At 63.7% G+C, this 21,690-nt stretch carries 21 protein-coding genes; 14 read left to right on the forward strand and 7 right to left on the reverse strand.

From position 1 onward, the window contains the following. Positions 1–20 precede the first annotated feature (20 nt). Genes ACVWZ4_RS28185 through ACVWZ4_RS28200 form a run of 4 tightly spaced genes read left to right on the forward strand, consistent with a single transcriptional unit; the run spans position 21 to position 3,784 of the window. Entirely contained in the window at positions 21–944 is a 924-nt protein-coding gene (locus ACVWZ4_RS28185) for an ABC transporter permease (protein ID WP_456742278.1), read from the forward strand. Further along, positions 941–1,762 (forward strand): ABC transporter permease, encoded by an 822-nt coding sequence (locus ACVWZ4_RS28190; RefSeq protein WP_456703814.1) that lies wholly within the window; start codon positions 941–943, stop codon positions 1,760–1,762. The genes ACVWZ4_RS28185 and ACVWZ4_RS28190 overlap by 4 nt, the downstream gene beginning before the upstream one ends. After that, a complete protein-coding gene (locus ACVWZ4_RS28195; protein WP_456741613.1) occupies positions 1,759–2,739 on the forward strand; it encodes an ABC transporter ATP-binding protein in 981 nt (326 codons plus the stop codon). Before ACVWZ4_RS28190 ends, ACVWZ4_RS28195 begins: the two co-directional genes overlap by 4 nt. Next, the gene (locus ACVWZ4_RS28200; RefSeq protein WP_456741614.1) at positions 2,732–3,784 is read left to right on the forward strand and encodes an ABC transporter ATP-binding protein; all 1,053 of its coding nucleotides are present in this window, start codon (positions 2,732–2,734) and stop codon (positions 3,782–3,784) included. The genes ACVWZ4_RS28195 and ACVWZ4_RS28200 overlap by 8 nt, the downstream gene beginning before the upstream one ends. A gap of 78 nt (positions 3,785–3,862) precedes the next feature. Here ACVWZ4_RS28200 and ACVWZ4_RS28205 read toward each other — a convergent pair whose 3' ends face one another. Together ACVWZ4_RS28205 and ACVWZ4_RS28210 are read right to left on the reverse strand one after the other, a co-directional pair. Then, on the reverse strand, positions 3,863–4,207 hold the full coding sequence (locus tag ACVWZ4_RS28205; protein ID WP_456742279.1) for a hypothetical protein: 345 nt from the start codon (positions 4,205–4,207) through the stop codon (positions 3,863–3,865). Positions 4,208–4,518: 311 nt separating this feature from the next. Then, the gene (locus tag ACVWZ4_RS28210; protein ID WP_456741615.1) at positions 4,519–6,690 is read right to left on the reverse strand and encodes a VCBS domain-containing protein; all 2,172 of its coding nucleotides are present in this window, start codon (positions 6,688–6,690) and stop codon (positions 4,519–4,521) included. Positions 6,691–6,903: 213 nt separating this feature from the next. On the opposite strand from ACVWZ4_RS28210, the gene ACVWZ4_RS28215 reads away from it, so the two are divergent. From ACVWZ4_RS28215 to ACVWZ4_RS28240, 6 genes are all read left to right on the forward strand, one after another. After that, positions 6,904–7,548: a FecR family protein gene (locus tag ACVWZ4_RS28215; RefSeq protein WP_456703810.1), complete on the forward strand. Its 645-nt coding sequence runs from the start codon at positions 6,904–6,906 to the stop codon at positions 7,546–7,548. Next, positions 7,542–8,372, forward strand: a complete 831-nt coding sequence (locus tag ACVWZ4_RS28220) for a tetratricopeptide repeat protein (protein ID WP_456741616.1) — start codon at positions 7,542–7,544, stop codon at positions 8,370–8,372. The genes ACVWZ4_RS28215 and ACVWZ4_RS28220 overlap by 7 nt, the downstream gene beginning before the upstream one ends. A 24-nt stretch (positions 8,373–8,396) precedes the next feature. Continuing rightward, positions 8,397–9,974 (forward strand): serine hydrolase domain-containing protein, encoded by a 1,578-nt coding sequence (locus tag ACVWZ4_RS28225; RefSeq protein WP_456741617.1) that lies wholly within the window; start codon positions 8,397–8,399, stop codon positions 9,972–9,974. Between the two features lie 818 nt (positions 9,975–10,792). Beyond that, a complete protein-coding gene (locus ACVWZ4_RS28230; RefSeq protein ID WP_456741618.1) occupies positions 10,793–11,248 on the forward strand; it encodes a Phasin protein in 456 nt (151 codons plus the stop codon). Positions 11,249–11,321: 73 nt separating this feature from the next. Further along, positions 11,322–11,585: a hypothetical protein gene (locus ACVWZ4_RS28235; protein WP_456741619.1), complete on the forward strand. Its 264-nt coding sequence runs from the start codon at positions 11,322–11,324 to the stop codon at positions 11,583–11,585. Between the two features lie 14 nt (positions 11,586–11,599). Continuing rightward, on the forward strand, positions 11,600–11,779 hold the full coding sequence (locus ACVWZ4_RS28240; RefSeq protein WP_456741620.1) for a hypothetical protein: 180 nt from the start codon (positions 11,600–11,602) through the stop codon (positions 11,777–11,779). Between the two features lie 224 nt (positions 11,780–12,003). Here the strand turns inward: ACVWZ4_RS28240 and ACVWZ4_RS28245 are convergent, their stop codons facing one another. Next, positions 12,004–12,669, reverse strand: coding sequence for an SGNH/GDSL hydrolase family protein (locus ACVWZ4_RS28245; RefSeq protein ID WP_456741621.1), 666 nt, complete (start codon positions 12,667–12,669; stop codon positions 12,004–12,006). Positions 12,670–13,117: 448 nt separating this feature from the next. Between ACVWZ4_RS28245 and ACVWZ4_RS28250 the strand changes: the two genes are divergently transcribed. Then, complete coding sequence (locus ACVWZ4_RS28250) at positions 13,118–13,963, forward strand: ABC transporter substrate-binding protein (protein WP_456790400.1); 846 nt, start codon at positions 13,118–13,120, stop codon at positions 13,961–13,963. Between the two features lie 680 nt (positions 13,964–14,643). Here the strand turns inward: ACVWZ4_RS28250 and chrA are convergent. Continuing rightward, on the reverse strand, positions 14,644–15,876 hold the full coding sequence (chrA, locus tag ACVWZ4_RS28255) for a chromate efflux transporter (protein ID WP_456735292.1): 1,233 nt from the start codon (positions 15,874–15,876) through the stop codon (positions 14,644–14,646). Positions 15,877–16,072: 196 nt separating this feature from the next. Here chrA and ACVWZ4_RS28260 point away from each other — a divergent pair, with 196 nt between their 5' ends. The 3 genes from ACVWZ4_RS28260 to ACVWZ4_RS28270 all read left to right on the forward strand — a co-directional run bounded on the left by ACVWZ4_RS28260 (position 16,073) and on the right by ACVWZ4_RS28270 (position 17,713). After that, the gene (locus ACVWZ4_RS28260; protein WP_456735291.1) at positions 16,073–16,282 is read left to right on the forward strand and encodes a hypothetical protein; all 210 of its coding nucleotides are present in this window, start codon (positions 16,073–16,075) and stop codon (positions 16,280–16,282) included. 51 nt (positions 16,283–16,333) lie between these two features. Beyond that, positions 16,334–17,056, forward strand: coding sequence for a hemerythrin domain-containing protein (locus ACVWZ4_RS28265; RefSeq protein WP_456735290.1), 723 nt, complete (start codon positions 16,334–16,336; stop codon positions 17,054–17,056). 123 nt (positions 17,057–17,179) lie between these two features. Further along, entirely contained in the window at positions 17,180–17,713 is a 534-nt protein-coding gene (locus ACVWZ4_RS28270; RefSeq protein WP_456735289.1) for a 2'-5' RNA ligase family protein, read from the forward strand. A 261-nt stretch (positions 17,714–17,974) separates the two neighbouring features. On the opposite strand, the gene ACVWZ4_RS28275 is transcribed toward ACVWZ4_RS28270, so the two are convergent. Genes ACVWZ4_RS28275 through ACVWZ4_RS28285 form a run of 3 tightly spaced genes read right to left on the reverse strand, consistent with a single transcriptional unit; the run spans position 17,975 to position 21,549 of the window. Next, positions 17,975–19,003 carry an ABC transporter permease gene (locus tag ACVWZ4_RS28275; RefSeq protein ID WP_456735288.1) on the reverse strand — a complete coding sequence of 343 codons (1,029 nt, stop codon included), beginning with the start codon at positions 19,001–19,003 and terminating at the stop codon, positions 17,975–17,977. A 12-nt stretch (positions 19,004–19,015) separates the two neighbouring features. Continuing rightward, entirely contained in the window at positions 19,016–20,518 is a 1,503-nt protein-coding gene (locus ACVWZ4_RS28280) for a sugar ABC transporter ATP-binding protein (RefSeq protein WP_456703800.1), read from the reverse strand. Between the two features lie 8 nt (positions 20,519–20,526). Next, on the reverse strand, positions 20,527–21,549 hold the full coding sequence (locus tag ACVWZ4_RS28285; protein WP_456703799.1) for a sugar ABC transporter substrate-binding protein: 1,023 nt from the start codon (positions 21,547–21,549) through the stop codon (positions 20,527–20,529). Positions 21,550–21,690: the final 141 nt, after the last annotated feature.

Below are 21,690 nucleotides of genomic sequence, written 5' to 3' on the forward strand. Positions count from 1 at the left end.
GGAGAGGGAAGAAAGTGCCGATGCTCTCCTTCCTGGTCCGTCGTCTCCTGCAAACCATTCCGACCGTGCTCGCCGTCGTGCTGCTGGTCTTCGTGCTGTTCAGCGTGGTGCCCGGCAGCATCGCCTCCAGCATGAGCGACGACGTCGATCCCCAGGTCGAGCTGCGCCTGAAGCAGCAGCTCGGCCTGAACGATCCTGTTTACACGCGCTTCGGCAATTACATCGCCAAACTCGCGGTGGGTGACTTCGGGACGTCGTTCCGGACCCGGGAGCCCGTGACGAGCATGCTCGCCAAACGAGCCTGGCCGACGCTGGAGCTGATCGTCACGGCGATGGCGTTTTCCGTCCTGCTCGGCGTGCCACTCGGCTTCATCGCCGCATTACGGCCCGGCGGAATTGTCGACACGCTTGCGATGGTCGTCGCGGTCTCGGGCCTGTCCATTGCGAAATTCTGGCTCGGGCTGGTGCTGATGTATGCGTTCGCGTTGAAGCTCGGCTGGCTGCCGAGTTTCGGCTACGGTGATGGCGGCCTCCAATACTTGCTGCTGCCGGCCGTGACGCTCGGCGTTTCGCCAATGGCGCTGTTTGCCCGGACGACGCGCGCGGCCGTGCTCGAGATCATGACCGCCGATTTCGTCCGCACCGCGCGCTCCAAGGGCATGAGCGAGACCCGCGTGGTGAAGTGGCACGTCATGCGCAACGCGCTCGTCATCATTCTCACCACGGTCGGCCTCCAGTTCGGCGGGTTGATGGGGCAGGCCGTCGTGGTTGAGAAACTGTTCTCCTGGCCGGGCATCGGCTCGCTGCTTGTGGACAGCGTCCTGCAGCGCGACATTCCGGCCGTCCAGGGCTCCATTCTCGTGGTGGTCCTGGCCTTTCTCGCGATCAATCTGCTGATCGATCTGCTCTACGGGGTGATCGATCCCAGGATCAGATACGCATGAAGCTCCGCGCCAATCTCATCATCGGCGGCACGTTGTTCGCGCTCGCGATTCTCGTCGGTGTGCTCGCGCCATGGCTGGCGCACACCGATCCCGTCCTCGACGCCAATCTCATGAACGCGGAGGAGCCGCCGGGCTGGACCTGGTGGTTCGGCACCGACGACCAGGGTCGCGACATCTACTCGCGCGTCGTCTACGGCGCGCGCGTCTCGCTGACGGTGGGCATCGTCTCGCAGCTCATCAACAGCGTCATCGGCGTCGCCTTGGGACTGAGCGCCGGCTATTGGGGCGGCTGGTGGGACGATGTCGTCAACGCCCTGACCAACGTCATGCTCGCGATCCCCTCGCTGATCTTCGCGCTCGCGATCATGGCGGTGCTCGGCCCGGGACTCACCAGCCTCCTGATCGCGCTCGGGCTCACCAACTGGTCCTTCACCTGCCGCATCGCGCGTGCCTCGGCGCTGTCGCTGCGGAGTCAGGGCTACGTGCAGGCCGCCACCGTGCTCGGCTATGGTGATCTGCGCATCATGGTCACGCAGTTGTTGCCGAACATGCTCGGCCCGATCGTCGTCATCGGCACGCTCGGCATGGGCAGCGCGGTCCTCTCCGAGGCCGCCTTGTCGTTCCTCGGCCTCGGCGTCCGTCCGCCGTTTCCGAGCTGGGGCAGCATGCTGTCGGATGCGCGCGACCAGATCACCACGGCGCCATGGCTCTCGGTATTTCCGGGCCTTGCCATCTTCCTGACGGTGCTCGGCCTCAACCTGCTCGGAGACGGCCTGCGCGACATTCTCGATCCGCAATCGCGGAGCCGGCGGACATGACCAGCACGCCGCTCATCGAAGTCGAGGACCTCCGCATCGATCTCGACGACGGATCGCGGCGCGTTGCGGCGGCCGAGGGCATTTCCTTCCGCATCGATCGCGGCGAGACGTTCGGCCTGGTCGGCGAATCCGGCTGCGGCAAGAGCATCACCGCGCTTGCGTTGATTGGCTTGTTGCGACAGCCGCTGTCGATCGGCGGCGGCGTCATCCGCTTTGACGGACGCGAGATCCAGCATCTGTCCGCAGCCGCCCAGCGCGATCTGCGCGGCAACCGCATCGCCATGATCTTCCAGGAGCCGATGACGGCGCTCAATCCGGTCTCGCCGGTCGGACGGCAGATCGCGGAAATGTTCGTGCTGCACAAGGGCAAGAGCTGGCGCGAGGCCAACCAGCTCGCGGTCGAGGCACTCGCGAGCGTCCGCGTTCCCGCGCCGGAGCGGCGCGTGAACGACTACCCGCACCAGCTCTCCGGCGGCATGCGTCAGCGCGTGATGATCGCCATCGCGCTGGCCTGCGGCCCGGATCTCCTGATCGCCGACGAACCGACGACGGCGCTCGACGTCACCGTGCAAGCCGAGATCATCGAGTTGATGCGCAATCTCTGCGCCGAGCGCGGCACCGCGATCCTGATGATCAGCCACGATCTCGGCCTGGTCGCCAATGTCTGCCGCCGCGTCGCCGTGATGTATGCCGGCCGCATCGTCGAGGAGCGCGGCTCGGGCGATATTTTTCGCACACCGTCACATCCCTATACGCAAGGTCTGGTCGACTCGCTGCCGCGGCTCGGCAGCCGCGCGGCCCTCGGCCGCAGCAGGCTCAAGGAGATCGCGGGCGTGGTCCCCGCGATCGCCAGTTTCCCTGATGGTTGCAGGTTCAACCCGCGCTGCGCCCGTGCGACGGACATTTGCAGGACCGTCGCGCCGACGGCGGATTTTCTGGACGCTGGCGGCTTGGTGAGGTGTCATCACCATGCATGAGCCACAAAACAGTTTGGGTGGAGCGAGGTTGGCCGACGATCTCCTTCTCAGCGTCGAGGATCTCGCGGTTCATTTTCCTGTTGGAGGAGGCATTCTGGGCCGCAAGCGGCGGCTGCTCCGTGCCGTGGATGGTGTCGATCTCACGCTGAAACGCGGCGAGTGCCTCGGCCTCGTCGGCGAGTCCGGTTCCGGCAAGTCGACGGTGGCGTTGTCGATCCTCGGCCTGCTGGCGCCGACGCGCGGTCGCATCGTGCTGGACGGGCAGGTGGTGACATCAAGACCTTCACGCGATCGCAAGTCGCTGGCTCGCGCTGTCCAGATCGTGTTCCAGGATCCCTACGCCTCGCTCAACCCGCGTCAGACCGTTCGTCGCACGCTGGAGGATCCCCTGCGCGTGCATGGCGTGACCGCCAGAAGCGAGATCGAGGACCGCGTCGCGACCATGCTGAAGCATGTCGGCCTTCGGCCCGAGCAGGCCGACCGCTATCCCCATGAATTCTCCGGCGGCCAGCGCCAGCGCATCGGCATCGCGCGCGCGTTGATCCTCAATCCCAAGATCATCATCTGCGACGAGCCTGTGTCGGCGCTCGACGTGTCGATCCGTGCCCAGATCATCAATCTCCTGCTGGAATTGAAGGACACGCTCGGTCTCTCCTACATCATGATCAGCCACGACCTCGGCGTCGTCGAGCACATGAGTGACCGCGTCGCCGTGATGTATCTCGGCCGTATCGTCGAGAACGGCGACTGGCGCGAGATTTTCGAGCGGCCCGCGCACCCCTATACGCAAGCGCTGATCGCAGCGATCCCCGATCCGCTGCGTCATGCGCCGCTCGCGACCACGGGCGGCGATCTGCCCAACCCGCTCAATCCGCCGAACGGTTGCGCCTTCAGCCCGCGCTGCCGCTACGTGCAGGAGGTGTGCCGCCACGAGCCGGGGCCGGTGCTGGAGACGCGGCCTGATGGGCATGCGGTGAGGTGCTGGCGGAGTGAGGAGGTGACGAGGGAGCCGGCTTTGACCTCGACCCAAGGCGCCGGTCCCTAGACCAAGCGGCAAGCGACGAGAAGGCATGCCCTTGACGCAAGGCGCGCTTGAGCAAAGTTATGGTCGGGACCGCGAATTTTAGGTCATGCTTCCGGGCATGAAGCAGCGTACGATTGGATGGCCGTCAAGGTAAAACGGCCACACCATGGTGCGCCCGGCGCGGTTCGGCTCGGTGATGACGGCCTCGTCGGGTACATCGACCCATTCGCCGCTGATGCGGACGCGATAGTGGCCGCCCGTGGTGTCCCAATCCACGTCAGAGATTGCAATGCCGTCCACGTCGGCACAGCATTGCTCGCCGCGCTTGCTGTGCAGGCTGTCGAACCACGATTTCAGCAGCGAGTTCGCATACCGGCCGTCGTCGCGGGCTTCGGCAAGCCCCACGGCAAGCGCGGTGCAGCCCGCGAACGTGCTGGCGATCAGAGTGCGACCAAACAACTTTTCATTTACCCCATCGATCTCTCTCAAATGGACGGGCGGTCCGACAAGGCGATACGGGGCGAAGCTCCTCCGCGGTCCCTTTCGCTATCCATTCATGCCCGACGGAGGCGGGTCCCAAGGTCAAGCTATTGCAAAATGGTATCAGCGCGTGAGTCTGATTCCAGACGGCGAAAGGGTTACTCCGCATGTCCGCGGCTGTTTCGCTGAGAAGCCAACGGTGCTTACTCGTGGGTGCGCCCCCTGGGCCACCTTTGGGCGCGGAGTCAAAACGGTCACCGAGGCAGACCGGCCTCTCAGACGATAAAGTCGTGATGCGGCGCCAGGAGAGGCAGGCCGCCGTGGACGGCGCCGTCGAATTGTCCGGCGAGATGCCAGACGTCCGACCCGGGTTCGGTCGGATGCGGCGCGGGCGGCTCCGCCTGGACGGCCGGCGGGACCGGGTCCGGCGCCGCCGCGGCGGCTGCGCTGGCTGGAGCGAGCGGGGCTGCGTCCTCCTTGAAATGAAAGGACTGGTCGTGCGGATCGTCGGCGCCCTGGATCGCCACCGTCACGACCTTGGGCGTGCCGTCGATGGTCGTCACTGTGAAGCAGTCGATCAACGTGTCGCAGGATCGCAGGGCCTCGACCGCCGGATTGGCCGGATCGAGCGTATAGGTCCAGACGCCTCCGGCGGTCATGGTGAAACTGCCGTAGCCGTGCTCGCTGGCCTGCGGGCACGCCGTCGCCGTGAAGGTGTCGTTCGGATTGTCCACGTCTTTGTCGGTCAGGGTGCCGGAGGCGCTCGGCGGCGGGGCACAGGGGTTGCTCGGCTCGATCACGTGTCCGCACGCCTGGCCGCAGATCGTCGCGGCGTCATTGCTGCCCTCGATCGTGACCGTCACCAATTGCGCGGTCCCGTCCGCGGTCTTCACCGTGAAGCTGTCGGTAAGACTGTCGCCGACGTTGAGCGCCTGGACCGCGCAATTGCCATTGTCGAGCGCGTAGGTCCAGTGGCCGTCGTCCGTCATCGTGAAACTGCCGTAGCCGTGATCGCTCCTTTCGGGACACGGTACTGCTTTGAAGTCATCCGGAGGTCCATCGACGTCAACGGCCGTCAGCACGCCGACCGCGACCGGGACGCCGTGTTCCGAATTGTCGACTCCGCCGGCCTCGACCACGCAACCATGCGTGTCTCCGGATACGACGGACGGGTCGTCGGCGCCCTGGATCGTCACCGTGATCGTCTGCGGCGTTCCGCCGATCGTGGTCACGGTGAAGGTATCAGTCGCCGTATCGCAAGCCCTCAGCGCCAGCACCGCCGGATTCGCGTCGTCCAGCGTGTAGGTCCAGTGTCCGTCGGTCGTCATGGTGAAGGTGCCGTAGCCGTGGTCGCTGGCGTGCGGCGTGCTCACCGCCGTGAACGTGTTGGCGGGATCGTCGACGTCGGTGTCGGTCAGCGTGCCGCTCGCGGTCGGCGCGGCAGGGGCATCGTGACCGGCGAAGGCCGCGGCGAAAGTCGTCGGGACCGCAGCGACCGATCCGGCTGTGGCGCCGGCGATCACGGACGCGTCGTCCGCGCCGTTGATGTGGATGCTGAAGGTCTGGTCCGCGGATGCGAAGCCGTCGGAGGCCGTGATGGTGAAGTTGTCGGTGGTCGGTGCCTTCAGCGCGTTGATGGCGCCGTCGTTCGGAACGTAGGTGTAAGCGCCGGTATGGCTGTTCACGTAGAGCACGCCGAAGGAGCCGGGTTTCTCGACGTCGAAGCTCGCGCCGGCAATCGTGAAAGGACCGGTGATCCCGCCGGCGATGCCGAAGGTCGGCGCGGAACCGGAGCTGAAGCTCGTGGCCGAGAAGCTGCCGCTGCTCGCGGAGAACTCGTCGAATCTGAAGGTGTCCACCTCCACCACCCCCGCGCCGAGCGTCAGCGTCGGCGGCGAATGGATGAGCGGTGCGTCCGGAACGAAGCTCGCCGGGATCACGAGCGGGGGCAGCGCGTGCTGCAACGTCGGGCCGTCCGGCCCGATCAGATTGATCGGCTGCGGCGACTGATCGCCCGTCTCGCCCGGCGGCGTGCTGGATCCGGGCGGCCCATGCTCCTTCGAATAGTTCGCGAGCACATCCTGCTGCTGGCTCTGCAGATCCTCCATCCGCGAGGCGGTGTTGGCAACCTGGGTGAGGCCGACCGACGACCCGTGTCTTTCGAGCACAACCGTCTGCCCGGGGTCGTCGACGATGATGTGGCGTGGCACGGCCTCCTTCGTGACGAGCTCGAAGGAGCCGTGCGCGAAGTCCTTGTAGGTGATGTCGCCGCGGTCGAACAGCGCGAGATCGGGGTCGGCGCCCCAGACCTCCCTCAGCCCCGACAGGATCAGCGCGACGAACGACACGCCGCCGGTCAGCACGGCGACGCCAGATCGGCCAGCGGGCGGAGCCGTGTGCCGGTCGGGCCGGCGGCGGAGATCGTCAAAGATCCGAGCGGGCGACATTCCGAGGCCTCGCATGTTGTCGTCTTGATCGTTTCGACGCCGCGGCATCCGCCCCCGATACCGCGCCCGGGAATACCCCATTTAGGCAACGTCAATCGCACCGAAGGCCAAGCCCATCGTGACTATTAAGGGGTACTCCGAGGGACTGCGCTGGTCCGCCGTCCGGCGCTCTGCCATCATTCGATGGGGCTCTCTCGCAAGGGGAGCGGATGCATGAACGGACGGCGGACGATGGCGGGACTCGCGGGCCTGTGGATCGCCCTCGCGGGGTCTCAATCGGTGCTGGCGCAGAACAGATCCACCGACCTCAAGCCGATCGGCAAGATCGTGACCGCAACCGGCAAGGTGACGGTCGAACATGTCTCCGCGACGGTCGCGCAGGTCGTCCTCTCCGACGACAAGGCTGGCGCGAAGGTCGGCGATCCCGTCTACCGGGGCGACGTGGTCAAGACCGGGGCCGACGGCAAGCTCGGCATTAATTTCGCCGACGGCAGCTCGTTCAACCTGTCCAGCAACGCCAGCATGGAGCTGAACGAATTCGTCTACGACCCTGATGCGAAATCGAACGCGAGCCTCTTCAACCTGACCAGGGGGACCGCCACCTTCGTCGCCGGCGCCGTGGCCAAGAACGGCGACATGAAGGTCGATACCCCCGTGGCGACCATGGGAATCCGAGGCACCACGCCGCATATCGAGATCGCTGACGACGGCAGCGTCAGGTTCTCCACGCTCATCGAGGAGGGCAAGGAGCGCGTGCTCGACAAGAGCGGCGTTCCGAAGCGGCGTGCGGCGGTCCCGCCGGCCCTGGGCTGGGAGCGCAGGGCCGACCGCGGCACAGGCGTCTGCCGGGGATGCTGAGCGCGCGCCTTGCGACCGCGTCCTTCCTGATCCTGGCGCTGACGCCGGCCGCGGCGCAGAAGCCGAACGAGTCGCAGTTCCGGAACGTTGAGCTGTGCAACAGCGCCGCTGCGCCGCAGACCAGGATCGAGGCCTGCTCGGCCTTCATTGAGGCCGGCCGCGGCGGATCGGCCTCGCTGGCCACGGCCTACGACAACCGCGGCAGCGCCTATGTCGAGAAGGCCGACTACGACCGCGCCATCGCCGACTTCGAGAGCGCCGTCGCCATCGACCCGCGCTCCGCCAGGTCCCTCAACAACCGCGGCGCGGCCAGACTTAGAAGGGGCGACTACGACGCCGCGATCGAGGACCTCGACCGGGCCATCGGCCTGCGGCCGGACTACGCCAGGGCGCTCGCCAACCGCGCTGAGGCCTGGCTGAAGAAGGACGATCCGGGGCGCGCGGAGCGCGACTACGCCGAGGCGGTGCGTCTGAACGCCGACCTGGAGGGAGCCTGGAGCGGATTGTGCTGGATCCGGGCGAGCACGGGTGATCCTCAAGCCGCGGTGACCGCCTGCGATAAGGCCCTCGCAGGCGGCGCCCACACGGCGGCGACCTACGATTCTCGCGCGCTGGCCTATCTGAGGTCAGGGCGCCTGGAGGCCGCGATCGCCGACTACGACGCGGCCCTGCGCATCGATCCGAAGCTCGCCCTCGCGCTGTACGGCCGCGGGCTCGCGAAGATCAGGCGCGGCAAGTCCGCATCCGGTGACGCCGACGTCGCAGCCGCGAAGCTCGCAAGGCCGGACGTCGTCGAGCAGTTCGCACGCTACGGCGTGCGCTAGATTTCAGCGCAAGATCTCCATGAAATGAAATTGTGCGAAGCTGGCCGGCCAACGCCGGCTTCGACATTCGTTGCGGACATCGCGCCGGTTGCGTCGCTGCGGGAATGCGTTAACTGGAATCCGAAGAAGATATTTCATCAAGCGTTGTGTAGCTCCGTTGATGAGTATTGTGGCAGCGATCAGGTCAAGCTCGCAGCGGGTGGGAATCCAATGCATATTCGCCAGATTGTTTTCGCCGTCGTGATGCTCGGCGCTTTGGTTCGGTTCGGGCCTGCCACGGCTGAAGATGGCTTCCCGGCAGCGGAGTGGGAGCACGTCACTCCTGCAGAATTGGGCTGGTCGGAATCCGTATTGGCGCAAGCGCGATCCTTTTCGGATCAGATTCGCTCGAGCGCGGTTGTGATCGTTCAGCACGGAAAGGTGGTGGCCGAGTGGGGCAACACGACGAAGCCAATGGAAGTCGCTTCAGTTCGCAAGAGCCTGCTCAGCGCCCTGATCGGCATCGCCGTGTCGGATCACCTGATCAACCTCGACAGCACGCTTGGCGAACTCGGCATCGACGATAACCCGCCTGGCCTGACCGAGAGCGAGAAGGGCGCGACGGTGCGCGAACTCCTCGAAGCGCGTTCCGGGGTCTACCACGCGGCGCTCTATGAGACGCCGGACATGGCGAAGATGCGACCGCCGCGCGGCAGCCACCCGCACGGCACCTTCTGGTATTACAACAATTGGGATTTCAACGCGCTCGGCACGATCTACGAGCACGCAACCGGCACCGGCATCTTCCAGGCGCTCGACCGGAAGATCGCAAAGCCAATCGGCATGCAGGACTACCGGCCACAGGACGGCAGCTACGTCCGCGGCGAAGCGTCGATCCACCCCGCCTATGAGATCCGCATGAGCGCACGGGACCTGGCGCGTTTTGCACTTCTCTATCTGCACAGGGGCAATTGGGCCGGACACCAGATCGTGCCGCAGGAGTGGGTGGAAGAGAGCACGCGTGCCTATTCGAGAGCGGCGTTCGGGCCGGGCTATGGCTATCTCTGGTGGACCGGTTTTTTGGGCGGTGCCGTTGCGCCGACGGTGACTTTGCCCGAGGGCAGCTTTTGGGCCCAAGGCCAAGGCGGCCAATACGCCTTGGTCGTGCCCGCACTCGACCTCGTCGTGGTGCATCGTGTCGACCACGATACGCCCTACACCGAACCTTCCATGCGCAGTTTTGCCAGGCTCTTCTGGCTGATCCTGAAGGCCGAGGGCTATGATCCGGGGCCCGATGCCTCGCTCACGGCAGCGATCGGCGAACGACCGACAGGAGAGACCCTGGCTGCAAGCTTGCAGGGCAAGACGATCAGCTTCGGTCCCAAACTCAGGGATGGTCCGTTCACAATGCGATTCGAGCCCGACGGCCGGATGACCTATCCGCACTGGAAAGAGTTTCTTGGACCTGCAGCCGGGACATGGACGGTCGCGGAGGATAAGCTCTGTATCCTGAACTCGGGCGCCAGTCGTCGCTGCTACATTCCGGTGCTGAATGGTCAACGGATCGAGTTGTTTGACCAGCTTGGTGTCATGCAAATCGACGGGGTGGCCCTGCCTCAGTGAGCATGCAGATCGGCAGGCTGGCCAAGGATGGCGTCTGGCGAAGGCCGCGCCTTGCTGCTAAGCGGATTGGATTTGCTCGCTCTGAGTTCTTCGCATGTTGCCCCAAAGCCGACAGCACAGTGGCTTGATTCCCGAAGTGAATAGGAACCAAGTGCAGCAACGCACTCTTGTGGGCAGATGGATGACGATCCGCTCTTCCGGCGAGCCGACCAACTCGGGATGCGACATCGCGAATGGCGAGGTGAATGCCGGCGCTAAAGGAGAGGACCAGAGGAGCAACCATATTGCGGCGAGCTGGAAAACATAGGCTGCTCCAGTCCTGGATGATGCTGGCCCTTGAGGCCAACGAGGTCATTGGGCTTCGAATGTTGAAGCTGATGGCTGGCGGAAAACGCGCACGCCGGGAAGCCAGGCTAATGGTCCGTGAAAAGGTAGCGGAAGCAATCGGGTCCGCCGCGGACCTCATGGCTGGCGCTTCGAGCGAAGACATAGTTCGACGATATAGGCGGCGCGTGGCAGCGAATGCGAATAGATTGAGTAAGCTGAGCTCACGTCCAGCCATTAAGCGGAACCGGCGTCGACGAAAGTAGCTACAAAAAGATGAGCTTCGACGTCGGAGCCCTTGGCTCCAGCGCTATGAACCATCAATCGCGGCAGGGGAGGTCGCTTTCGAAGGTGCGCTCCGAGTACTGCAGGCTTGTTTGATCTCGGTTCATACGGACTCCTGCCGTCCGTGGATTGGAACGCCGCCTCACAAAGCCGGTTGTCTCGTCCGAAATGACCATCGTGGTCGCCTCACCCGTGTTTTGGAGCGTCAGATGAGCAAACGCAAGAAGACGACGGCGTCCAAGCACGTGCCCAATCCGAAAACCGCCGCGCGGGCTCAACGGAACAAGCAGGCCAGTGTTAAAAGCCCGAAAGAGAATGTTCTCCGCTCTGCGAAAGAACCGCCTCGCAGGCTTCATGACGATCCGAAAGGCGAAGCTCCCATCATCGAGGCATCGGTGGATGCCTTACCAGATGACATCAGTCAGAAGATGAGGGATCGCGCTCCAACGAAAGCCGCCGCTTCAGCGATTTCAAACCTGCCGGCGTATCAAGCCAAGCTTCTTGAGATAAGCCAGGCCAACGTGCGATTTGCTTTCGAATTCGGTCTGAGGCTTCTGGCGATCAGGTCGTCAACTGAATTTTCCGCGCTCGTTACGGAATTTACGAGCAGACGGATCGAGATGTCGGGGCAGCATTGGAAAGAATTGGCGGCGTATCCGTTCTGACGCATCGAACCATCCAGGTCGCTGGCTCGACTGCCGAGCAGCTCTGGCGCTCTCGTGAAAGACTGACGGCGCGATGGCCGCGGCGTCCGACCATCGCCGTTTGGAACAGCTCGCGCCGGCGGGCGCAGATCAAGGCGGCGTGGACGCACGTTTTCTGTTGAGTGAGATCGTGCGGAAGTGGTCCCTGATCGCGCAGCCGGGGCGCACCAACGTCGTCAAGGTCGAGCGTGTCAGCCGCCGTGATCCGACCGATGTTGTCAGCGTTCTGTTTGGCAATCCGGAGGTCACGGGCAAGAAGGTCTTTGACGACGGTGATCCGGGACCATCGGCCGCTTAGGAAAGGAGAAGGTCATGAGCAAGACTAATCGCAAAGGCAAACCTGAAATCGTGTTGCCGCCCATCACGGTGATGGAGGACGAGGCCCGGCGTCTCAACGCTCTGGCCGTTTCGAGCGCGGCGCTGTTCCCGCGCGTGGCCCATTTCCTTGCACAGGAGATAGAGCGTGCAAGGACGTGGGGAGCCTCATGGTGAAGTCGCAAATGTCCCGGCGCGCCGCCGTAACAGAGCGTTGCGGAACAGCCGTTGTGCCGGCTCCCCGAAATACCGGTAACTAAAATACGAGGCCAGCAGCATCGTGCCGACAAATAGCTAGAAGAGGGCGTTGACATAGATGGGAACTGGCGCCCGCCTAAACGAAAAGCGTAACAGCTCCAATTCCGTAAGCTTGTTTGGTCCAATTGCGGCAGCCGCTGGTTTCATTTCGAGTCGCATGAGACCGATGCTCCCTTCACAACGGCCTTATTCCAAAGCTGATACCCGGCGGCGTTCAGGTGTACTCCGTCAATCGTGTGCGGCGTCGGCAGCGGGGGCAAGGCAGCAAAGGTCGCGCCGCGGCGGACGGCGAGTGCCGGCAGAGCGGCATTGTAGCTATCGATGAGCGGCGCCGCTTTCGTTTGCGTCTCGGCGGAGAGACGAGGTGAGGCATCGAGTGGCGTAATTCCCAGCGTGATCACATGGGCCGTAGCCTTCGAAAGCGTGGCTACGAGCGAGCTGTAGTTGGCCTCGAACTGCTGCAGGTCCCGTGCCGCCCCCAACGCGTCGTTGATCCCCAGCGCGATCACGATAGCGGCCGCGGGCTTGCCGTCGAGCACATCCATCAGCCAGCCGCCCAAATCGCTTGTCGTCGAGGCGCCCTCCAGGCCGGCGTTGATGATCGCATGTCCGCAGAGCTCGCGCGGCAGGGTCGACGCTTCGACAATGCTGTCACCGAGAACGATGATGGGATTATCGGTCCGGCTCAGCGTGTAATAAAGGATGTTTTGCCGGCTTCGACGGTGCGACTCCGCAAAGGCCTGCTTTTTGACGATGGAGGTCACGATCGAAAGAGCGCCGATCGCGAGGACTGCAAAGCCGAGAATCATTCGGTTCATGGGCGCACTCGAACACACCGATGGTTCAAACCGCGAATGATAGGCCGGTGACGGTTAAGACAATCCGCCAACGATCAGCAAAATGATCGTGAGGTATGCATCGCGCGTGTTCGCGTCCAAAGGGGGTAGCAAACAGCTCGTCTGCTAGACCTGATTTTCTTTCATTGCTTTGGCTTCTGGCGGCGACGCATGCGCCTTGGCTTGGCCGGCATTGCGGTTGGAACGCAAAGGGTTCCTTATTGCTCCCACGAGCCCCCGCATGGTGCTAGTCTGGCCAGCCATTAGCGTGGTCCTCAAAGGTGGATACATGCGGCGGCGGGAGTTCGTTAGGCTATTGGTATCGAGCGGCGCCACATTGTGGCAGATGGACGCACGGACACAGCAGTCGCCCCCCGTTATCGGCATCCTCGGAAGCTCAACAGCTCGAGACTATGGTCCGATGATAGCGGCCTTTCGAAAAGGGTTGAGCGAAACGGGCTATTTCGAAGGACAGAATGTCGGCTTCGAGTACGCGTGGGCAGACGACCACTATGATCGGCTGCCTGCGCTTGCGGCCAAGTTAACTGAGCGACGAGTTAACCTGATTTTGGCGGCTGCGACGCCGTCGGCGCTGGCCGCAAAGTCGGCGACCGCAACCATTCCCGTCGTATTTGCGATCGGCGGCGACCCCGTCAGGACCGGATTGGTGACCAGCCTCAACAGCCCGGGCGGTAATGTCACGGGCGCGGCCCACATCAACGTCGATACGGCGCCGAAACGTTTGGAACTGTTGCATGAACTTTTGCCGGACAGGCATTCGCTTGGGCTGCTAACGAATCCGGCTAATCCCCTGACACCGGCGGTTGAGAGCGGAGTAAAAACGGCGGCCGGAGCTTTGGGCATTGGGCTGATGATGTTTCACGCGAGCACCGATGAGGAGATCAACGAGACCTTCAGAAACGTTGCCGGTGCTGTCGCTGGAATGGTCATCGGCACCGACCCGCTGTTTACGAGCCGCGCCGCTGCACTCGGTGCGAGGTCTCTCGAATACAAGCTTCCGGCTATCTATCAGTATCGCGACTTTGTGTTGGCTGGCGGCGCAATGAGCTATGGCGGCGACATCAGCGATTCCTATTATCATGCGGGCATCTACGCCGGGCGAATACTCAAGGGCGAGATACCGGCCAATCTCGCCGTGCAACTCTCGACACGGGTGGAGTTCATCCTAAACCTGAAGACTGCCAAAGCTCTGGGGTTGGAGCCGCCGTTCACATTGGTTGCGCGCGCCGATGAGATTATCGACTAGCCATGCGGATGAGTCCGATTGTGTGCCCTTGGCCGAACCACGCTGATCCCATCGTCCTGTCGGCTTTCGACGGCGGACACGGGAGCCTGCTCGCTCCGACGGCCGCTCTTGATCCCCGCAGACATGACCGCCCGGCTTGGATCCCGGGCCTTTGACGGCGCAATCACCGAACATGTTGCGAACGCGAGCGTTCCGCTACTGGAACAGGTAGTCTTCCGGATCGGCTAGGGTCGGAAAACGAACGGAACGGCGCCCGCATATCAGTGACACTGCCGCTGTTTTGATACCGTAATCGTAATGGCTGGCGCTCAGGCCCGGTGGTCGTAGGGGTGTTGCGACTGCCGGGTCTGATTTGCCTTCCGACTCGCTCCCCGGTCCGGCGCTCGTATGATCCCGATCCGCGCGAACATGACCCGCCACAGCCGCGATCGAAGAAGGGCTTACGCAATTGCGTGGTTCTGCCATATAGCGCCACTCTAGCACTGCTGCCGCATGCTCATGTGTCCGCTTGGCGCTCAGGTTCGGTGATCGTAGGTTTTGCGACTGCTGAGCCTGATTTTGCTATCCCTGTGATGATGCAGATCGGTTGGGTACGTGGACGGCAGCGATGCCAAGCGGCGCCAGCAGAACCACGAAGCTCGCCGATGGAATAGCCGCTTGTCCGTAGACCGGCCCCAACCTCAAACCAGCGCCATCGCCGTTCCCGCAGCCGCGCTGAACGCAACCACCACCAGCGGAGGCGCGCGCCATGCGATCAGCAGGACGAAGCCGACAAGCGCGATGCCGAAATCCTGCGGCGAGTGCACGGTGGTGGTCCAGACCGGATTGTAAAGCGCAGCACCGAGCACGCCGACCACCGCGGCGTTGACGCCGCGCATCATGGCCTGGGCGCCGGCACGCTTCCGAAACGAGTCCCAGAAAGGCAGCGCGCCGAGCAGGATCAGGATTCCCGGCAGGAAGATGCCGACAAGCCCGAGCGCTGCCCCGGCCACGCCATGCGGCTGCGGAGCGACGACCGTGCCGAGGTAGGCCGCAAAAGTGAAGAGTGGGCCGGGCACCGCCTGCGCCGCGCCGTAACCGGCGAGGAAGGCATCGTCGGTCAGCCAGCCCGGGGCGACGAAGGCTTCGCGGAGCAGCGGGAGCACAACGTGGCCGCCGCCGAACACGAGGGCGCCGGACCTGTAGAAGGCCTCGAACAGGGCAACACCCGTTGAGCCGGTCAGCACGTGCAGCAAGGGGAGGCCTGCCAGCAGGACAAAGAAGGCCCCGAGGGTGATCAGCCCCGCCGTGCGTGAGACCGGCATCTCGACATGCCCTGACGGCACCGGCGCATCGCTGCGGCACAGCCAGAGGCCGGCGAGCCCACCGAGGATGATCGCGCCGATCTGGGCGATCGATGCCGTGCTGAACAGGATGATGAGCGCTGCCACGACGGCGATCGACGCGCGCTCGCGATCGGGGCAGAGGTTGCGCGCCATGCCCCAGACGGCCTGCGCCACGATGGCGACCGCCGTGAGCTTCAATCCGTGCAGCAGGCCGGCGCCGACAGGTCCGCCCAGCGCGCCCGCGCCGTAGGCGAACAGCACGAGAATGGCGGCCGACGGCAAGGTAAACCCGGCCCACGCGGCAAGCGCGCCGGGATAGCCGGCGCGCATCAGGCCGATCGAGAAGCCGACCTGACTGCTGGCGGGACCCGGCAGGAACTGGCACAGCCCGACCAGATCGGCATAGGCGTGCTCGTCGATCCATTTCCGCCGCACGACGAACTCGTCACGAAAATAACCGATATGCGCGATCGGGCCGCCGAAACAGGTGAGCCCGAGTTTCAGGAAGATGCGCAGAACCTCCAGCGGCGAGCCGGCGGGCGACCGTTGGCTGAGGGAGATGTCGGTTGGCGGATGGAGGTTGCTCACGGACGTTCGACCCGATTCCGGAACGCGTTTATCGGGCTTCGGTCAACGATATTCAACCCGGTCGGCAAATCCCTGAACTTCATGCGGTCTCGTCGAAGTGATTGGAACGACGTCTCCACCCATCCGTTGATGCGCCGTCGCGACAGACCTTATTCCAAGTCTGGCGGAGCCAACTTGGCGGCATAGGAGACTGGCCATGGCAAGTGCGGTAGACCGCGATCCCCGACACCATACCCACAAGATGCAGAAGGCGCTGCAGGATATCAGGAATCATCTGCGCGAGGACATCCAGAAGGTCGACGAACCGCAGCTGAAGGCGATGTTCGAGACCTCAGCCGAGGTTTTGGGTGGCCTCGAGAAGGCTTTCAGGGATTACGAGCAGAAGAACGAAAAGGCCTGGCGCTGATCGATTCGGCGACGCGGTCCGCATGGTTGAGCGCATCCAGGGAGAGCTACGATGAACGTCGTTGTGCCAGGCAAGCGCCGTCTGCTCTTGCACCTGGGAGCGCTGGCCGCGGTCGCGGCTCCGGCCGTTCTCACGAGGCCCGCTTTTGCCGGGCGGAAGGGTGGCGGCAAGCAGAAGGCTGCGGAGAAGCAGGAGGAGGAGGTCACCCCGCCCGAAGACCTGATGCGGGAGCATGGCGTGCTCGATCGCGTGCTATTGCTCTACGAAGCCGGCATCCGAAAGTTTTCGTCGAACGAGGACTTCGACCCCGGCCTGATCACGCAATCCGCCGGCATCATCCGAGATTTCATCAACAACTATCACGAAAAATCGGAGGAGGAGCACGTCTTTCCGCGTTTCAGGAAAGCCGGCCAGATGACCGATCTGGTGAACACCCTGCTGCGCCAGCACGACGCGGGCCGGAAGGTCACGGAAACTATCCTGAAGCTCGCGCCATCAGGCCGGAGCAATGCCGACGACCGCAAGCAGCTGGTCAGTGCGATGCAATCCTTCATCACGATGTACCGGCCACATGCGGCCCGCGAGGACACCGATCTTTTTCCGAAGCTCAAAGACGTGGTCTCGCCGAACGAGTACGACGCGATGGCCGAGGATTTCGAAAAGAAAGAGCATCAACTGTTCGGAGATGACGGCTTCGAGAAGATGGCGGCCCGCGTCGCCCAGCTGGAGCAGCAGATGGGCATTCACGACCTCAGCCAGTTCACGCCGAGCTGATGCAGGGATCGGTATGCTAACCCGTCCACCCCCGACGCAACGGCATCGTCGTTGCAAATACCGGCGCCGGGCGAGCACCGAGCGAGTTGCTGGGCGCGAGCTGGCGATGTTAGTATCACACCCATGCCGGTTGCGATTACCCTCTGCTTTGATCCCGACAGTTCTGTCCCGATCGAAGCGATGTGGCGCAAGCTTGCGGCCGACGGGATCGACTCCGATCGCGACCAGCTTGGCTACGCTCCGCATATCACCCTGGCGATCTACCCCGACGAAACGCCCCTCAACGGACTACGCGCGGCGGTTGAAAACACCTGCCGCGATTGGGAGAGCCTTCCTGTTCGCCTGAGCGGACTCGGCGCTTTTCCAGGAGGCGGCGCTGCTTTATGGGCGGTGCCTGTTGTGACGGCCGAGTTGCTTGCCCGGCATCAGGCCATACAAGCTGCTCTTCCTGATCTGAAGGTTGATGCGCATTATAGACCGGGATTCTGGGTACCTCACGTGACGTTGTCCGGCGTCTTGCCGGACCCGGGTCCGGCTCTCAAAGTTCTCCTGTCATTGTGGGAGCCGATTACGGGCGTTCTCGACCGCGTCGAATTGGTGAGCTTCCGTCCTGTCAAAGTGGTGCAAAGCTTGGGCTGCGGTCGCAGCGCTTCGTAGGTCAGGCGCCATGTTGCGCCTGGTTCTATGCCGGGAGGCTTTGCGCCGCCCGCGATCTCCGGCTGCGGCACGATGGCATGATGGCATGATGACATGATGGCATGATGACATGATGGCATGATGGCATGATGACATCATGCTCCTGTTTTGCCCGACGTGTCAAACTTGATTTCGGAAACGGCGCAAGCCCCCCCGCGTCAAACTCCGCAATGAATTGTACTGTGCATGGGGTTGTTTTCGCGGCTTTGGATTTGCGGCTTTCTACTCCGCTGCTTGTTCCCTCAGCCGCTGGGCGTAGACGTTGATGATCAGCGCCGCCAGCAGGATCACGCCGCGGATCAGGATCTTCAGGAAGCTGTCGATGTTGACGTGGTCGAGGCCGTTATTGAGGACACCGAGGACGAAAAGCCCGACGATGGTGTTGCCGATGCCGCCGCGGCCGCCGAACAGGCTGGTGCCGCCGACGACGACGGCGGCGATGGAGTCGAGCAGGTAGGTGTCGAACTCGTTCTGCTGCGCGCTGCCGAAATGGGCAACGCCCAGCATGCCGCCGATGCCGGAGCACACCGCCGAGATCACCATGACCGCACCGAGGATGAGCTTGACGTTGAGGCCGGAATATTCGGCAGCCTCGCGGTTTCCCCCGACCATGTAGACGTAGCGGCCGAAGCGCGTGTAGGTCAGCACCAGGTGGCCGGCGAGCAGCATGATGGCCGCGACGATGACGATCCAGGGGATGCCGCCGATCGAGCCGGAGCCGAGCGTCGAGATCAGGCTCGGCACCTTGTAGGCGATCTGCCCGCGCACCAGGAGCGCCGAGATGCCCGCCGCGATCTGCATCATCGCCAGCGTCATGATGAAGGAGGGGATGCCGATCACGGTCAGCCCCAGCGCGTTGACGAGGCCGAGAGCCGCGCAGAGCAAGACGGCGAGCAGGATCGCGGCGGCGCCCGGCAGCGGGACGTTGGGAATGTTGACGTAGGATTCCTGCAGCGTGAAATAGGCGACCGCGATCCCGGTGACGTTGGCGATGCTGGCGATCGAGAGGTCGATCTCGGCGCAGAGGATCACGAAGGTGAGGCCGACGGCGATGACGCCTGTCACCGACACCTGCGTCAGGATGTTGCCGAGATTGTCGATCGTCGCAAAGGAGGGGCTGGCGAAGGCGAAGAAGGCGGAGAGGAAGATCAGGGTTAGGAACGGCGCGATGTTGCGCATCTGCGAGCGCAGGAAGGGCGCGACGCCCTTGGCGCGCTGACCTGTCGCTGCTGCCGTCTCACTGCTCGCCATTGTGCTTCTCCGTCACGCCGCTTCCAGCAGGCGGTCCTTGCTGACCGGCTCGTTCTTGAATTCCCGCACCACCGCTCCGCGTTTGAGCACGAGGATGCGGTCGGCCAGCGACAGCACCGTTTCCGGCTCGGTCGACAGCACGATGATGGCGAGCCCCCTGGCGCGGAGGTCGCGGACGATGTTGATGACGTCGTTCTTGGCGCCGACATCCATGCCCCGGGTCGGCTCGCACAGCACCAGCAGCTTGGGCGGGTAGGTCAGCCATTTCGCCAGCGCAACCTTCTGCTGGTTGCCGCCCGAGAGCATGCCGAGATCGAGGCCGACCACGGGGGGGCGGATCTGCAACTGCTCGACCTGACGCTTCGCGATCTCGCGCTCCTGCGCCGGCTTGAGCAGCAGCGAGGAGATCCGATCGAGAATGCTGATCGAGATGTTCTTGAAGACCGGCTCCTGGTGAAACAGCATGGCGCGCCGGCTTTCCGGCACCAGCGCCACGCCGGCGCGCCGCGCCGCCGCCGTGCTGGCGAAGGTCTTCGGCTTGCCCTCGACGATCAGCGTGCCCGCGTCGGGCTTCAGCTTGCCGAACAGGATGCGCGACAGCTCCTGCTGGCCGCACCCCATGAAGCCGTAGATGCCGAGCACTTCGCCCGCGCGGGCCTCGAAGGAGACGTCCTGGAGGCTGCGCGTCAGCGACAGCTGCTCCACCTTCAGCACGACCAGGCTGTCGCTAGGGCGCGGCAGCATCAGATCGTCGCTATAGCTGTGCTCGAGCGCCTCGCCGCCGCGACCGATCATGGCCTCGATCAGGGCGCCCTTGGTGGTGGCGGCGCTCGCGGTCTCCGTGACCTTCCGTCCGTTGCGGAAAACCGTGACGGTGTCGGAGACACGCAGGATGTCCTCGATGAAATGCGAGATGAAGACGATGGCCGTGCCTTGCTCGCGCAGGCGTCGCAGCGTCGCAAACAGGCGCTCGACCTCGGGCGGGGAGAGTGCGGAGGTGGGCTCGTCCAGGATGACGATTCGTGCGCCGGAGAACAGCACGCGTGCGATCTCGATCAGCTGCTGCAGTCCGATCGGCAGATCGCCGAGCCGCGACATCGGATCGACGTCGATGCCAAAGCGAGAGAGCTGCTCGCCCGCCTCACGCGCCATCCGTCGCCATTGCACGAGGCCAAGGGCGTTGGTCGGCTGATTGCCGAGGAACACGTTCTCCGCGACCGTCAGGTCAGGCGCGACCGAGAGCTCCTGATGCACCATGGCGATGCCGGCCGCATGCGCATCGCGCGCCGAGCGGAAATGGGTCTCGGCCCCGTCGATCAGGAAGCGGCCGGAGAACTCGGTGTGCACGCCGGCGATGATCTTCATCAGCGTGCTTTTTCCCGCGCCGTTCTCTCCCACGAGACCATGGATCTCGCCAGGGAGAAGCGCGAAGTCGACACCACGAAGCGCTTCGACGCCGCCGAAGCTCTTCGTGATGCCCTGGAGTTCCAGGATGGGCTGACGACCGTCAGGCATGGAGGATTTCAGATCAGGAAGTGATCTTCCATCCACTGCATGCCGGCGGCATTGGCCTTGGTCACGACAGGGCCGTCGGTGACGACGTTCTTGGGGATGCCCTGGCCGCTCTTCTCGCCGCCGACCACGGCCGCGACGCCTGCGATGATCGCGCCGCCATGGATGCGGCAGGACGGATTGCGCACGGTTGCGAACATCCGGCCTTCGCTCACCGCCTGGATCGCCGGCGGCATCGCATCGACACCGCCAATGAGGATGTTGGTGCGGTTGTGCGCCTTCATGATGTTGGCGGCGGCAAGCGCCATGTCGTCATTGTGGAAGAACGCCGCGTCGATCTGCGGGTACTTGGTCAAATAGGTTTCCCAGAGGCGTGCGGTCTTGGAGACGTCCCAGTCGGCCGGCTGCGTGTCGAGCACCTCGATCCCTGGGAATTGCTTGACGACCGACTCGAAGCCCTTGGCACGTCCCTGCGCGCCGGTGTGACCGAGGGCGCCTTGGGTCATGATGATCTTGCCCTTGCCGCCCATTGCATTGCAAAGCGCCTGGGTCACCGAAGCCCCCATGAACTCGTTGTCGGGGGCGAGGAAGGAGTGGACGTTGATCTGGTCGAGCGGCGCAATCAGCGTGTCCATGTCGATGACCGGCGTACCGGCGTCGATCATCTTCTGCACGGGCTGGGTAAGGGTGCCGATGCCGAAGGCCTGGATCGCGACGAAATCCCATTTCTGCGAGGCCATGTTGTCGATCGCTGCGCGCTGCTTCACGGCGTCGAGTTGTCCGTCGAACCAAGTGACCTCGACATTGAACAGCTTGCCCCAGAATTCCGCGGCCTGCTTGCCTTGCGCACACCAGGTCGCCTGCAGGCCCGCGTTGGAGAATGCCGCCTTCAGCGGCTTGTCTGATCGACCGACTTCAGCTGCAAGTGCTGGGTTTATGCCCATGCTGCCGAGGATGGCAGTTGCGGCGCCGGCGGTCGCAGCCGCCTGAAGAAGATCGCGCCTCGTCTTCGAGAAATCTTTCGTGCCGGACATCGCTCGCTCCCATAAATTTTGTCGTCGGCGCGTCATTGATTGCGCGACCGATGCGCGAAGTGTCTCACAAGAGTTGATGCCACTCAACGTGCAATCAAGGACGAGATCGTGATCGCGTTGGTGCAGCGCAAAGCGCTACGC

The organism is Bradyrhizobium sp. USDA 4472, from assembly GCF_054058595.1.

Coding starts and splice junctions, on each gene's coding strand:
- ACVWZ4_RS28185 (WP_456742278.1), top strand. CDS start 21: ATGCTCTCCTTCCTGGTCCGTCGTCTCCTGCAAACCATTCCGACCGTG.
- ACVWZ4_RS28190 (WP_456703814.1), top strand. CDS start 941: ATGAAGCTCCGCGCCAATCTCATCATCGGCGGCACGTTGTTCGCGCTC.
- ACVWZ4_RS28195 (WP_456741613.1), top strand. CDS start 1,759: ATGACCAGCACGCCGCTCATCGAAGTCGAGGACCTCCGCATCGATCTC.
- ACVWZ4_RS28200 (WP_456741614.1), top strand. CDS start 2,732: ATGCATGAGCCACAAAACAGTTTGGGTGGAGCGAGGTTGGCCGACGAT.
- ACVWZ4_RS28210 (WP_456741615.1), bottom strand. CDS start 6,690: ATGTCGCCCGCTCGGATCTTTGACGATCTCCGCCGCCGGCCCGACCGG.
- ACVWZ4_RS28215 (WP_456703810.1), top strand. CDS start 6,904: ATGAACGGACGGCGGACGATGGCGGGACTCGCGGGCCTGTGGATCGCC.
- ACVWZ4_RS28220 (WP_456741616.1), top strand. CDS start 7,542: ATGCTGAGCGCGCGCCTTGCGACCGCGTCCTTCCTGATCCTGGCGCTG.
- ACVWZ4_RS28225 (WP_456741617.1), top strand. CDS start 8,397: ATGAAATTGTGCGAAGCTGGCCGGCCAACGCCGGCTTCGACATTCGTT.
- ACVWZ4_RS28230 (WP_456741618.1), top strand. CDS start 10,793: ATGAGCAAACGCAAGAAGACGACGGCGTCCAAGCACGTGCCCAATCCG.
- ACVWZ4_RS28235 (WP_456741619.1), top strand. CDS start 11,322: ATGGCCGCGGCGTCCGACCATCGCCGTTTGGAACAGCTCGCGCCGGCG.
- ACVWZ4_RS28240 (WP_456741620.1), top strand. CDS start 11,600: ATGAGCAAGACTAATCGCAAAGGCAAACCTGAAATCGTGTTGCCGCCC.
- ACVWZ4_RS28245 (WP_456741621.1), bottom strand. CDS start 12,669: ATGATTCTCGGCTTTGCAGTCCTCGCGATCGGCGCTCTTTCGATCGTG.
- ACVWZ4_RS28250 (WP_456790400.1), top strand. CDS start 13,118: ATGATAGCGGCCTTTCGAAAAGGGTTGAGCGAAACGGGCTATTTCGAA.
- ACVWZ4_RS28260 (WP_456735291.1), top strand. CDS start 16,073: ATGGCAAGTGCGGTAGACCGCGATCCCCGACACCATACCCACAAGATG.
- ACVWZ4_RS28265 (WP_456735290.1), top strand. CDS start 16,334: ATGAACGTCGTTGTGCCAGGCAAGCGCCGTCTGCTCTTGCACCTGGGA.
- ACVWZ4_RS28270 (WP_456735289.1), top strand. CDS start 17,180: ATGCCGGTTGCGATTACCCTCTGCTTTGATCCCGACAGTTCTGTCCCG.
- ACVWZ4_RS28275 (WP_456735288.1), bottom strand. CDS start 19,003: ATGGCGAGCAGTGAGACGGCAGCAGCGACAGGTCAGCGCGCCAAGGGC.
- ACVWZ4_RS28280 (WP_456703800.1), bottom strand. CDS start 20,518: ATGCCTGACGGTCGTCAGCCCATCCTGGAACTCCAGGGCATCACGAAG.
- ACVWZ4_RS28285 (WP_456703799.1), bottom strand. CDS start 21,549: ATGTCCGGCACGAAAGATTTCTCGAAGACGAGGCGCGATCTTCTTCAG.